General features: G+C 40.7%; 14 protein-coding genes. 2 read left to right on the forward strand and 12 right to left on the reverse strand.

The annotated features are described in order from the left end of the window. From WCV88_03885 to WCV88_03940, 12 genes are all read right to left on the reverse strand, one after another. Positions 1-600: integrin alpha (locus WCV88_03885; GenBank protein MFA6475310.1), on the reverse strand; the 600-nt coding region annotated here is incomplete at its 3' end. Positions 601-675: 75 nt separating this feature from the next. Continuing rightward, positions 676-1,923, reverse strand: a complete 1,248-nt coding sequence (locus tag WCV88_03890; protein ID MFA6475311.1) for a PIF1 family ATP-dependent DNA helicase — start codon at positions 1,921-1,923, stop codon at positions 676-678. Between the two features lie 192 nt (positions 1,924-2,115). Next, entirely contained in the window at positions 2,116-2,550 is a 435-nt protein-coding gene (locus WCV88_03895; protein MFA6475312.1) for a CxxC-x17-CxxC domain-containing protein, read from the reverse strand. A 54-nt stretch (positions 2,551-2,604) separates the two neighbouring features. Then, positions 2,605-3,231, reverse strand: coding sequence for a hypothetical protein (locus WCV88_03900; GenBank protein ID MFA6475313.1), 627 nt, complete (start codon positions 3,229-3,231; stop codon positions 2,605-2,607). Between the two features lie 15 nt (positions 3,232-3,246). Then, on the reverse strand, positions 3,247-3,915 hold the full coding sequence (locus WCV88_03905) for a hypothetical protein (protein MFA6475314.1): 669 nt from the start codon (positions 3,913-3,915) through the stop codon (positions 3,247-3,249). Beyond that, positions 3,912-4,511 (reverse strand): hypothetical protein, encoded by a 600-nt coding sequence (locus WCV88_03910; GenBank protein MFA6475315.1) that lies wholly within the window; start codon positions 4,509-4,511, stop codon positions 3,912-3,914. The genes WCV88_03905 and WCV88_03910 overlap by 4 nt, the downstream gene beginning before the upstream one ends. Before the next feature lie 18 nt (positions 4,512-4,529). Next, positions 4,530-5,912: a hypothetical protein gene (locus WCV88_03915; protein ID MFA6475316.1), complete on the reverse strand. Its 1,383-nt coding sequence runs from the start codon at positions 5,910-5,912 to the stop codon at positions 4,530-4,532. A gap of 97 nt (positions 5,913-6,009) precedes the next feature. After that, a complete protein-coding gene (locus tag WCV88_03920) occupies positions 6,010-6,687 on the reverse strand; it encodes a fibronectin type III domain-containing protein (protein MFA6475317.1) in 678 nt (225 codons plus the stop codon). Between the two features lie 3 nt (positions 6,688-6,690). Continuing rightward, positions 6,691-6,816 carry a hypothetical protein gene (locus WCV88_03925; GenBank protein MFA6475318.1) on the reverse strand — a complete coding sequence of 42 codons (126 nt, stop codon included), beginning with the start codon at positions 6,814-6,816 and terminating at the stop codon, positions 6,691-6,693. A 60-nt stretch (positions 6,817-6,876) separates the two neighbouring features. Beyond that, complete coding sequence (locus WCV88_03930; GenBank protein ID MFA6475319.1) at positions 6,877-8,466, reverse strand: polysaccharide deacetylase family protein; 1,590 nt, start codon at positions 8,464-8,466, stop codon at positions 6,877-6,879. 11 nt (positions 8,467-8,477) lie between these two features. Then, on the reverse strand, positions 8,478-10,700 hold the full coding sequence (locus WCV88_03935; GenBank protein MFA6475320.1) for a M4 family metallopeptidase: 2,223 nt from the start codon (positions 10,698-10,700) through the stop codon (positions 8,478-8,480). A 2-nt stretch (positions 10,701-10,702) separates the two neighbouring features. Next, the gene (locus WCV88_03940; GenBank protein MFA6475321.1) at positions 10,703-10,891 is read right to left on the reverse strand and encodes a hypothetical protein; all 189 of its coding nucleotides are present in this window, start codon (positions 10,889-10,891) and stop codon (positions 10,703-10,705) included. Positions 10,892-11,048: 157 nt separating this feature from the next. Between WCV88_03940 and WCV88_03945 the strand changes: the two genes are divergently transcribed. Together WCV88_03945 and WCV88_03950 are read left to right on the forward strand one after the other, a co-directional pair. Next, complete coding sequence (locus WCV88_03945; GenBank protein ID MFA6475322.1) at positions 11,049-12,650, forward strand: hypothetical protein; 1,602 nt, start codon at positions 11,049-11,051, stop codon at positions 12,648-12,650. Positions 12,651-12,666: 16 nt separating this feature from the next. Then, the gene (locus WCV88_03950) at positions 12,667-12,990 is read left to right on the forward strand and encodes a hypothetical protein (protein ID MFA6475323.1); all 324 of its coding nucleotides are present in this window, start codon (positions 12,667-12,669) and stop codon (positions 12,988-12,990) included. Position 12,991 lies beyond the last annotated feature (1 nt).

Genomic DNA, 12,991 nt, shown 5'->3' on the forward strand with positions numbered 1-12,991 from the left:
ACCACCAAAGTCATTACCCCGAGCACCGATTAAAATATCATCATAACCATCATTATTAACATCACCGGCGGACGCGACAGAATTTCCAGCCGCATCACTGGCCACTTCACCGGTAAATTTTACTGACTTAGATAATAACGTACCGCTAGTCATCGGAGCTGCCTGACCATAAATTAAGTAAACTGCACCAGCATTTTTGGCCGCCGCATCATTACTAATTGATCCTACTAAAATATCATCATAACCATCACCATTAACATCACCGGCCGAAGCTATTGCACCACTAGTTAAATCACTGGCCGCTTCGCCAGTAAATTCTATGGCTGAGGCTAATGAAATTCCAGTTAACGTAGCGGCTTGTCCATAGATCAGATAAATCGCACCAGTATTTGAGGCACCACCGTCATCACTTTGTAGTGCTCCTACAATAACGTCATCATAACCATCACCATTAACATCACCAGCGGAAGCCACAGTATTGCCAGTGTAATCGTTCAGGGCTTCACCGGTAAATTCCTGAAAAGTAGATAAACTATATGTATCTTGCGCCAAGGTGACTGAAGGCAAAATAAGAAAAATCGCTAGTAGAATTCTTTTCATAAATTTTCCGTTACCGTTACTAATAAAATAGTGACACTATTATTGCTGATGGTGTACCACAAGGTTCGCAAAAAGTCAAGTAGCTTCAAAGGTTTTAGAAATTTCAAGAAATAATAAATCCTGCTCCGTAATTCTAGGATCAACGAACAAGGCTTTCTGATTTATACCGCGTAAATAAAGACCGGCTAAGGTGCGCACTCGGGATAGAGCCACATAACCCATACCGGGAGCAAACGATTTGGATAAATCTACTTCAACTTCATCGAGCGTCATGCCCTGACTTTTATGCACAGTAATAGCCCAAGCTAACCTTAACGGTAGCTGACAAATCTGGGCAATCTTTTTGCCATCGTGTTCAATTATCCAACTTTCTGGGTAAAGTCTGATCACTTTTTTTTGGGCGGTTTGAATTTCGACCGAATCATTATCAAAGTCGATCACGGTACCTAACGTGCCATTCACATAACCAGATTTCGGATTATTTTTAATACACATAATGGCGGCTCCTTTTTTGACAGCCAGTTCTTCTGGAGCTAAACAGTATTTTTTTAGTTGTGCCACTTGATCTTTCTTGCCAGTACTAGTCATTTGAAAATGTTTTTGCTCGCCGGGCAATTTATTCAATTCAGCCATGTTTACCGTATCAACATCGATATTGTGCGTATAAAGTCGAGTGGGTGTGAGATGATCCGGCATTGGTTCGTCCAGACGCGCCTGTAATTGCTCAATAGTAGCTTCGGTTACGGCATTACGCCGGATGTCTTGCAAGATGGTTAACAGGGGATCATCACTTTGCCGATAGACTAAATCTAAGTAACACACTACCAGGTTAAGATCATTCCAAATGTGTGATTCGAAAGCGAACTTAACCGGTTTGTTATCGCGCGTAATGGGTGGTAATTGAAAAAAATCACCGGATAATACTACTTGTATACCGCCAAATGGGGCAGCAGTGTTTCTAATTGTGCGCAGAATAATATCAACCGAATCTAATCTATCGGCATCGAACATGGAGATTTCATCGATGATTAAAATATCCGTGTTATTAAAGCGGGTGAGGAGGTGCGGTTTTTGGGTTAAACCATCTAGGGTATATTCAGAAATACGGTCAGCAATACCTAGGCCAGACCAAGAATGAATGGTGGTACCACCTAAATGAGTGGCCGCAATACCAGATGAGGCTGTGACGGCAATTTTTTTACCAGCTTGTTTAGCCCACTGAATAAAATCATTCAATAAAAACGTTTTACCTGAACCAGCCGGCCCGGTTAAGAACACATTGCGACCGGATTGCAAATACTCAAGCGCTGTGGTTTGATTCATAGATAGGATAATAAGTAATCTTTTCAGTGTTTTCAGTTTTTCTCATTAATTCAGCGATCCGTTAAAGCCTGCGTTTGTTGCATCTCACAATAATTGAAATAAGCGCTAGCAGACCAAATAAAATTAGTACAATTCTCCACCAAATATTGGTAATATCTGTATCGATCGACCAAGCATAGACTAAAACAAAAACTAGTTTTCGTCTTGTCCTAACGCTTGAATGATTTGGTCTAATTTACTGTTGATTTTGTCTAATTCAACTTTGTAATTTGGAGTCGGCGCGGCTGGTCGACGATCTGAACCTCGGTCAGACGAATCTGATCGTCTGAAAGACGGCTTGAATTCACTTCTGGAATCATCTCTGGATTCACTTGGTCCGGTTTTTCTGAAACATTCCCGACACAAAACTGGTTTACGACCATTTGGTTTAAAAGGCACCTCACAAGATTTGCCACAGTCGGCACAAGTGGCTTCAAACATCTCTCTCGATTCATCGGAGCGATCAAAACTGGGTCGGCCAAAACTACCGCGACCAGCTGATCTGCCACCACCAAAACCACCGCGGCTTGATCCACCACTTGATTTTCTCTTGCCACTAAACTTACCGCTTCGTTTGAAGTCACTCATAATGAATATATGTTGATACTTAGTAGGTAGTTATACACTAGGACGAAGTTTAAGTCAACGGGGGTCACTACCAGGTTGGTAGGTTTTTTTATACTTACCATCATCAAATTCAGGATGTCTTGGTTCGTAGCCAAATTTTTGTAAGACTGGAATAAACTTTTCATTCCATTGATTTATGGTTAAGGGGTTGTCTGGACGATACTCGGTAAATCTTGTGACATAATGTTGTAAAGGCATGCTTTTATCATTAGCCAATTGTTGTAACGTTTTTAACATTTGTTCATACAGTGTTATGCCGACACCAGGCGGAAGATGTGGCGGAGTGTCTTTTTCTTTGTTGCGTCTAATTGACGTTTTGACATGACCATTTCCAGATGGATCAAGTGCATAGTCATAATTAATAGTGATTGTTCCATTGATTGTTTCTTTAGTATCACCTAGAGTAAAAGCAAAATGTTGCATGGTAAGTTTTGTATCACTAGTTTCAATGCATTTAGCTCTTAATAAGATATCTTCTCCATGATAATGAATGGTTTGTGCAATTTGATAAACTTTGCTCTTACCGGCACTAGCCATTTGTGCTTCACCCCAGGGTAAATGAACTAAATCAACTTCATCGAGTTCCACGGCAGTTTCTGTTTTTTCATGAACCAAGTTTGGTTCTGCGCCAATGCGTTTCATTTTTTTATAAATATATCACTGTGGTTGATAAGTTTTTTCATATTTACCATTATTATGACCCGGATTTTTTGGTTCATAACCATAGTGTTCTAAAATTGGCACAAATTTAGCATACCATTGTTCTTTTGATAAGGGATTATCTTTTCGAAAACTTAATACGCGAGTTACTCTGTGTTGTAGAGGTATAGCCTTTTCATTAGCTAATTGTTGGAGAGTTTGTAACATTTGTTTATATAAAGTAATTCCTGCATTCTGAGGTAAAACTGGTTCAGCCTCTTTTTCTTTATGACGAATAATTGATGTTTCGACCTGTCCATTTGTTGAATGATCTGAGTCGCTCACAAAATTTATCACAATTTCACCTTCAATGGTTTCACTTTTTTCTCCAATAATAACTAAATAGTCTAGACTAGACAGAACAGTTTCACCTGTCATTCTGTCAATTGTGTACTTTTCATTTTTTTGAGCGCGAAGTGGAAGTTTTTTCTCTCCATAACACACAATCTGTTCAGCTCGATAGACTACTTCATCATCACCGTATCGATTCTTTTCCACATGGCCTGTGTCCCAAGGCAACTTTGTCAAATCAAGTTTTTCTAAATCGATACCCTCATCTTGTTCACTATTAAAATCTGGCTGTTGTATATTTTTAATAAATCGTCTGTCGAGTTTATCAAATGTCATTGGATTTGTGGTTGATAGGTTTTAGTAAACATTCCAGAATCATGGTTAGGATAGACAGGTTGATAATCATTGTTTTCTAAGATAGGCATAAAAGTTTCATTCCACCGATCCCTTGATAAGGGATTGTCATTTCTAAAATCTGTTATTCGAGTAACGATATGTCGTATTGGTATCCTCTTATCATTGGCTAGTTGTTGTAGGGCACTTAACATTTGTTTGTACAATGTTACACCGGCACCATTAGGAATGACTAGTGAAGCTCCTTTTTCTTTATTACGTATAATTGATGTATGGGCATACACTTCTGTACTAGTAGAAGTGGTACTGGCATAGTGAATAATGATAACACCATCTATTGTCTCGGTATCTTTCTCTAGGGAAAAAACATAGCTTGATGGATCGGTTTTATATATTTCAGTTTTTTTGGCTTTTAATAAAATATCCATTCCTTTAAAACGGATGGTTTGTTCTGTCTGATAAATTTTACCATTGTTGTAGTCCGTGGCTTGAGGTTCACCCCATGGTAAATGAATCAGATCTACTTGATCGAGTTCTACGGCGGTTTCTATTTTCTCGTGAACCAAGCTTGGTTCCATGCGATCGGGATTCATTTTCTAGGCAAGTTGCTTAGGCGAATCAGTTTGCTCACCCTCAATTTGTTTTGTGGCTTTAACTGTTTCAGAAATTGCCAGTGGCGATATTCCTGAGGCAACCATATCTACAACCCTATCATGCATCACTCTGGCTTTTTCTCGAGCTTTTGGATCGTTAGGTACATTCAAACCGGTATCGACATCAAAGAATTCTGAGCGTTGACTCTCACGATCACCGCTAGCTGCCTTTCTGCACTCGTTACTATCATCTATATATATTCCAAATTTTCTTTGTAGTGCGACAGGCACGCGTATTTCCATTTTATACTCTTCTACATTTCTATCCAAGTTCGGATCTAGTCGCGTCCTATGCCAAGACCTAACACCATCTGTTGCTACAGAAATTCCAGGGTGAGCATTGTCAGCTAAAAGTCCTCTGGTAACCATTGTGTCAATATAGAAATCAATGTCATCATTAGTGCGGACATATCCTATAAAATCGAATGAGGCCACAGCCTGTTCCCCAAAAGCACGCATATCAGTAAAATCAAGTTCATTATTTGTTTTGCTTAAAATAACTGGAAGACCATTTTTTTGATCTATAATTAATTCATCAATATTTACTGTTTCGGCAAGTTGTGGTGCCGGTGCTGGAAGCTCGGGTTTGAATAGGGACTTGAATTTATTCTCATTGGCTTCAGATAATGTTTTAGCCATTTGTGTAACAAATCCTTCAATATCTTTAGGAGGCATGCCATCATTCAAGGCAGCAATTACTTGATCGTGAATGACTCGAGCTTTTTCTCGGGCTAATGGGTCAGTCTGCACATCTAAATTAATTGGTACTTGTGTTAGTTTACGATCTCCATCGTGAGTAAAGCTTATAACATAGCCAGCTGTCGGTTTTGTAGTATGATCGCCAACATACAGTCTACCATCATCAGATTGACAAGCACCTTGAATATTTATTTCAACGTTTTTGCCATTAGTTAGAGCTCCCTTGTAGCGCATTTCGTCAATAATGTATCTCTGAGGAAATTGTTCAGTGTGATTATTTCCTTGAAAATATCCATTAAAATCCCAAGTCGTACCAGGCTGATAACGTTGGTCTGGCGAAAAACTGGGTTTATGGTAATCATCAGAATTAACAGCGTTATCACTAAGTCTAGCGTAGTCATTAATTGTTAATACAGGTAAATTTTTTTCATAACCAACAATTAAACCTTTTATATCTGTTGGTTTCGGTCTGTCTATTTTTTCAGTTGGCCAGTTTCTTTCTTTAACTTCAGTCTCAAGTGGCTTTTGAACTTCATCTTTTCTATGAGTGTCAAGAGCGGGTGAAACTTCAGCAATTTTAGGGGTTGTTCCAGTGAGGCGCCTGCCTAAATCGCGCATTGAATCCATGAATCCCATAAGGTTTTTTATTCTTTATATAAGTTATCTTGCAAAGATTTTGACATAAAAAACGATAATGTCAACCATAATGTATGACATTTTATGATTATATAGAAAATTTCTTAGCTAATGATTTTCTACCTAGACCGTTTAATGAGTTATACGCCCGTACCGTTACTCGGTAATCAGTTTTTTCTTTTAAACCGGTAATTCTTGCAGTATTTACATCAAATACCGTCAGCTTTTTTACGGTGACACCATCGTTGCGTCGTTGCACAACGACGTCATAATATAATTGGGCGGCATCCATGTGGTCGGTAATGTTCCATATTACTACGGGCGAGACAACGGTCACGCCGCTCACGCGACCAGTTCTGGTATACACTGTACTGGAGTCACTCCACGGTGAAGGTTTTTTTTCATAGTTCATTCGGGCTGTTACTTGATATGCACCGGAGGTTTTGAGTCCTTCCATTTTTCCGACTGTCATCCATTGACCAATTAGGGCTGGATTATAATAACCATCATACACCGTAGTGTTAGTGTAGGCATCCACTATTTTAATTTCAAAATTGGCAATAGTTTCTGTACCACCTAAAGTTGGGTTAGCTTCAACCGGTAAGGTTACTGCAATGTTAATATCAGACCGATTAGTTAAACCAGCCTGTGTTACCACTGTGCACGGTTTTTTTTGCTCCAGACACGTATCACCGGCCAGGGCTGTTTTGAACAAAACACCGAAAGTTAATATAACAAACAGAGGGAGTAAAAACAGTTTGTTCATTGTTTACTTGTGACTCTTCTTCTTTTTTGCGGCCAACATGGCAGCTTTTATAGCCAAACGTTTTTTGGTTTTGTGGGGATGTTTAACTTTGTTGTGGATACTGCCTAAGGCGCCAAAGCGTTTTGCCATAAAATATCTTATAAGTAATTATGTGTACATGATACATCATAGTTCACATAATGACCAACTTTAATCGCTATCGAGCTGACTAATTTTAACAATGGTATAACCGGAATTCTGAATGGCGGTAATGATATTATCAAGTGCCGCCGCTGTCGCATCAGACGATAAATGAGATAAGATAATGCCGCCATCATGCAGGTTAGCTAAAGCGCCATTGGTTACGGCTGTAACACTATTGCGGTTTGGACCAGTATCGCCGGTGGAGGCCGTCCATTGCCAATAACGATAGCCTAAACTGGCAATAATTGCGTCGGTGTAAGCATTGTGCCCACCATAGGGGTAACGGAAATTAGGTTTTGGGTCGACGCCAAATTGTTTTATTAACTGTTCATTACTAATGACTTCATTCTTAATTTGATCGGCTGTGAGTCTGGTGAATAACGGATGGTGATAACTGTGATTGGCTACCTCATGACCATCGGCGATAATGCGGCGCATTTCGGTGGGATGATCTTCGATCCAATCACCTAATAGAAAAAATGTCACATGAACGTTACGAGCTTTTAATGTATCCAGAATTTTATTAAAAGAACCATGGCTTGAACTATAGCCATCATCAAAGGTTAAGGCTACCTTTGGGCCAGTAATAATCGGTTCACTTTTAACCGGTGCTACTGTTACGATATAACGTTGCCGCTCTGGGCTATATTGCGCAGAGGTTTGGCCACGAAAAGCCTCATCATCATAGCCAAAAAAATTACTCAGGTTCTCACCTTGGGTATTAAACTCGCGCACTTGCGGCCCACCATCACTGCCTGGTCCGGTAATAATTTTTTTATCCGCTATTGATACTGTAACACCATATTGCACATCGGCCGGATAAGCTTTGAAGGTATTAATAATATGTTGACCGTTAGCATCGTAAATTTTTACCCAAGCTTGTGCGGCACTGGCTTGACCCACTACTAACTCATCCATTGCAGTTTTATTTAAATTACCAGCCGCGACTGTGACACCACCGGTAAAATCTTCTGGGAAAGGGAAGAAAGCCAGGCCGGTCCAGATACCATGTTTATCAAAAGCCCGGACCTGCGGGCCACCCCCTTGGCCGGCACCGGTAATAATCTCGGCGTGGCCATCACCATCGATATCACCCACAGTTACATCGGCGCCACCGTCAAACGATGTTGGATAAGCCAAAAATTCGGTAATAATGCGCGGTGTTTGACCGGTTAGATCATAGGCCTTCACCCAGGCTTGCCCAGCAGAGGCTTGTGCTACCACCAGATCAGCCACACCATCGCCGGTGAGATCGCCTGTTGCTAGGTTTACTCCACCATGAAAATCGGTGGCAAAGGCATACCAGCCGGGTGTGAGCAACTCACCAGTTAGGGAAAACATTTTTAGATACGGCGCGGCATCGGCTTGGGGAGCGGTAATAATTTCTTCCTGACCATCGCCCGTGACATCAGCCATAACCGCATTTACACCAATAGTTAGATTAGAGTCATAGGCATAAAATTCACGGACGAAGTTATGTGATTCATCATAAATTCGTATCACTGGACCAGGTAATGTGACAGCTTGGATAGATGATGGCACTAAGACAAAAGAGAGTACCAGAATAAACAAAAGACGCGATAATTTTTTTAACACAGTAGGTATGATTAAGTTCTTATTTTATATCGCATCAGAGTTTTAACCCGCGATTGATTGCCAGCGGCATCTTCGAGTAACATGTATAAATAATATTTTTTGGTTGAATTGGTTATTTTACCCCGCAAACTGCGATTGGTGCGCAGATTAGTCGAGTGTAATAACTGTGATCGTGACATGGTTGTATGAGTAAACTTAGCATAATATTTTGTCACACCTGTCACAGCTGGCCATTGAAAATACGGCTTCATTGATTTGGCTTTAATTACTTTAGTGTAAGTTTGTGGATTGATGCTTTTGATCAGTTTATGTTTTTGCGGTGAAGCGTAGATTCTTAATTTAGTTGGAATCTTTGGTGCCGCAGTATCAATCACAATAGCTTTATTAGCGGCTAAATTAGTGGTGGGCAAAGTAGTCGTGATGGCATCACCGCTTTCGTCAGTGATCGTGCCAGTGATACTTAAAACTGTTAGATCAGCACTCACGTCTCCAGCTTGAACGGTGTAATCACATGTGCCAGTTGTTTCAGCACTAGCCGTAAAAGTACAAGTTTGATCGGTTGTACCAGTTTCTAAAGTCACTGTCGCAGTGCCACTCACCGCTTCAGAAAAAGTCACGGCAATATCAATAATGTCACCGGCTTTATACGAACCATCAGCCACAGTTGAAGTGACATCAGTAATAGTTGGAGCAGTATCGACGGCTAAACAACCGGGATCAACCGCTGGTTCAGCACTGCACGAACCGGCTTGGTTTAATTCGGTCGCACGTAAGGCTTTTTCCACTTCCTTACAATCAGTCACACTATATAAATCATGGCAAGCAGCCAGTAGGGCAGTGTACGCCCCATTGAAATCTGTGGAGGTAGTGTAATAAGTAGACTGCGCTCGGTAAAAAATAGCTTCTTCCTTAGCACGACCAATGCCGGTAATAGTACAAGTATTAAAAGTTCCACCCATAGCCATAAGATAGGCCGCTTTATTAATAACCGAACTATTAATGTGCACACCACCACTGTCTTCTGTACCGCAATACAAGTTGGCGCTGTTATGGCGATCAGGGTAGGGTACACTGCCGCTATCACCGGTATAATTGTAATCAGTTGGGTCGATCATACTGCGCATGATACCCAATGGCGATCCTTCACCTAACACCCAATCATTACTACCGGTTACATAATACTCGAGCGCTTCACCGAATACATCAGAACTAGCTTCATTCAAGGCGCCACTTTCGTTAGTATAGGTTAAACCAGCGGCAGCACCCGAACTATCTAGCACACTAAAATAATTAACCGCATGAGCATATTCATGACCACTGATATCATTGGTGATAAAACCTTCACAATAATGCATGGCACGGGCTCCATCAAAAAAAGCATTCGGACAACTGCCGGAATCGGATTCACTTAGAAAATAATAATCAATATATGTTAAACCAACTGTAGCCGTAGTCGCAAAAGCAGCCGACGAGCCATCTCCCATACCACCGTTACCATTCGCTCCGGCGCGAGCAAATGTGGCCAAATAGTAATTGTAGATGTTACCCAAATTGGTGTATAAATTATCGGTGTCAGATAGATAGGTGAGAAGAAAATTCGGATTAAGTGGGTTTGGACCACGGGCTGGTTGACCCTCAGATCGGCCATAATAATACCCGGTGGAGATATCTAATTCATCTAAATAACAATCGCCCGTTAGACCATATGAACAATCCCAAATGCGACGATCGATGGCATCTTGGAGGCCATCGATTTGAAAAACTATTGTCCCGATATGAGCATCGATAAAATAAAATTTATGAAAAATAGTGTTATCTTTATCTTTAAATAATTCTATCTGCCAGACTAAGACATTTTGATCAGGGGCTTGCTTATTAAGGATATGTTCATTAAATACATATAGATTATTCTTCAAAACAGTCGGTGCAGTTTGCCCGGATAAAGTAATTGCAATATTACTAGCCGCATCAGCTGATACCGTTGGGACAACATCAATTTCACTGGCTTGTGTGGTTTGTCCGGTAATAATGCGCTGATGCGGTGTGGTAGTAGTGTGTAATTTAAGTTGTCCACCAAACACCGGTACGCCTTGATAATATTGCTGATAAGTAATGTGCTCGGTATTTAAACTGTCAGTTGTTGTAGAGATGGCACTTAATTCGTATTGCGCAGACACACTAGTAGCAGCTAACAAACTGCAACTAATAGTTAGAACCAAAAATGGTTTACTCATAATTATTTTTTCGGTACACATTTACCTATGGCATCAGGGTATGTAGCGCTTTCCGGATATGAACAAGTATACCCTTGCGGACAAATAATTCCAGAAATACCGCCACAATTTGTGCCGGCCGGAGTTTTGGTTGTCAATAATTTATTTTGCGTAAGCCAGAACAAACCACCACCCACACCCAGTAGAATCACACTCAAACAAACTACTAAAATTATAATGGTACTCCTCCTCATAATTATCTGCTACAATAGTACACCATAGACTATATTTATGACAACTGTTTGATTTTGTAGCAGCGTGGTATTATTTAGATATAATAAAATAGATTATTTATATAAAATTGACAATATGCTAAAAAAAATTTTACTCCCGCTAATAATAGTGGCTGTTATTGTTCTACTTGGGGTCAGTGTTTGGATGCTTTATTTCAGAAATCCTGACACCATCACTAATGACAATAATATATTTCAAAGTAATGCTCAAGGTTTACAAGTAACGGCTGAAGTTGATCCCGCTGGAGTTACTCAAGATATTTCTTCAGCCGGAGGCGAAATACAACTAGATTCATCAACTGATGCGGCCGCGACCCTAAACTTACCCGAGCAAGCCTTAGCGGGTACAGAATCAATTAGTCTTAATAACATTAACACCTTAACCAATCTACCGTCCGGTATGGAGTTTGTCTTAGGTGTAGTGGTTGGCCCAGATGGAACATTATTGGATAAACCCGCTACCTTAACATTGCCCGTACCGGCCGAGCAAAGCGCTAAAAATTTAGTCGGTTTTTCTTATTCCGGTGACGGTAAAGATTTTCAGTTGTATCCTATAAGTCAAGACAATAATGTAGCCACACTGCAGTTAACTGGCTTTAGCGGTTATGGTATTTTGGTACTGCCAGATAACACGACCACACCACCGGCGCCGACCACGATTGAAAGGCAAGCCAAACAATATATTGCCAGCATTGTTTTATCATCCGGAAAAAAGACCGGCGGAGTAGACAGTGATCATTTGGGCAAAATCAAGAATATTTTAACCGGTTGGTTCAATGCTTCCGTTAAACCAAATTTAACCGCCGCCGTGACGGATGATAGCAAGCTTGATGCAGCCGTGCATGAATTTATTTCTTGGCAAGCTACGGTGCAGTGGTTTGGTTTAGATAGTTCATTTCAGACCGAAATTGATAAATCCCTCAATGATATTGCCACCGCTATCAATAACGCCAGTGCTAAAGCATCCAAACAGTGCACCACCGACAAAGATCCCACTCAAGCTGTAAAATTATTGCATTATTCCAAAATGGTGCAGTTGTTGGGCTTGGAGGGGAAAGCCGGGGTGAGTAGTGATAAGATCAATCAAATGATTAAGGATTGTGTGAACTTTGAATTAAAGATCACCAGTCATATTTCAATGTCGGCCTACGATACTATTTCTGAAATTGAAGCCTCCGGTACGGGGACAATTTCATATCAAGATAATATGAAGCTAGCCGGTAGTGCCGAAGTAACTGTCACGCGTAATCAAATCGTTACCATGAAACCATGTACGGCTAATGTACCGGAAACTTGGACACTGACAATTCCGGAATTTTCAATAGTCACGGCCAACACCGGGTCTAAATTTTCCATGCCTTTAGATTTAAGTTTGCCGGTGGATGGCAGTCTGGTCTGGGAATGTGGTGCCAGTTTACGCGATCTTGTGGCCGATGCCTCTGTGACCGATCCAAATAATGCCTGGGAGTTTGCTTTATTGCATGATGATGAACGTGTCGGTGCGCTGGGGGATCCGACTAGTTATGTTTTACCCGATTGGGAAATGATTGGTAAAGGCGGTGTGTTTGCCAAAAAAGTTTATAACCGCACCGTGAATAATCCATTTGGGATTGGTAATGTGACCTATCAAGAGCAGACTACTTTCGAACTCATTCCAACTCCCAAGACTAGTAAATAATTGTTATAATTATTTTATGAAATACACACCAAAAACAGCCACCGGTAAATGGTCTATTGGCCTAATTATTCTTACGCCAATATTATTTTATATGGGCGGTTTATTATCTTCCACCATGTATAGTGGCGTGGCCGCTGGTAATTCGATTTCAGAAGATATCGCTAATCGACCGGTATTGGCATATTCAATGATGGCCGGAATGATTGCAGGCATCGCCGCTTGCGCTTTTGGCTTGTATGCCATTGTCAAGCAAAAAGAAACGGCGACGTTGGTTTATATATCCACTACCGCCGGTGCTCTGCTCATGTTATTTCTCATCGGTGAGCTGATTTTTTCATAGA

The organism is Patescibacteria group bacterium, from assembly GCA_041665365.1.
In the GTDB taxonomy this organism is placed as follows: domain Bacteria; phylum Patescibacteriota; class Patescibacteriia; order UBA9570; family UBA9570; genus UBA9570.

Excerpts from the sequence above, each read along its gene's own strand:
- WCV88_03905 (MFA6475314.1), bottom strand. The coding sequence starts at position 3,915 with ATGACATTTGATAAACTCGACAGACGATTTATTAAAAATATACAACAG.
- WCV88_03915 (MFA6475316.1), bottom strand. The coding sequence starts at position 5,912 with ATGGATTCAATGCGCGATTTAGGCAGGCGCCTCACTGGAACAACCCCT.
- WCV88_03910 (MFA6475315.1), bottom strand. The coding sequence starts at position 4,511 with ATGGAACCAAGCTTGGTTCACGAGAAAATAGAAACCGCCGTAGAACTC.
- WCV88_03935 (MFA6475320.1), bottom strand. The coding sequence starts at position 10,700 with ATGAGTAAACCATTTTTGGTTCTAACTATTAGTTGCAGTTTGTTAGCT.
- WCV88_03895 (MFA6475312.1), bottom strand. The coding sequence starts at position 2,550 with ATGAGTGACTTCAAACGAAGCGGTAAGTTTAGTGGCAAGAGAAAATCA.
- WCV88_03950 (MFA6475323.1), top strand. The coding sequence starts at position 12,667 with ATGAAATACACACCAAAAACAGCCACCGGTAAATGGTCTATTGGCCTA.
- WCV88_03890 (MFA6475311.1), bottom strand. The coding sequence starts at position 1,923 with ATGAATCAAACCACAGCGCTTGAGTATTTGCAATCCGGTCGCAATGTG.
- WCV88_03925 (MFA6475318.1), bottom strand. The coding sequence starts at position 6,816 with ATGGCAAAACGCTTTGGCGCCTTAGGCAGTATCCACAACAAAGTTAAA.
- WCV88_03920 (MFA6475317.1), bottom strand. The coding sequence starts at position 6,687 with ATGAACAAACTGTTTTTACTCCCTCTGTTTGTTATATTAACTTTCGGT.
- WCV88_03945 (MFA6475322.1), top strand. The coding sequence starts at position 11,049 with ATGCTAAAAAAAATTTTACTCCCGCTAATAATAGTGGCTGTTATTGTT.
- WCV88_03900 (MFA6475313.1), bottom strand. The coding sequence starts at position 3,231 with ATGAAACGCATTGGCGCAGAACCAAACTTGGTTCATGAAAAAACAGAA.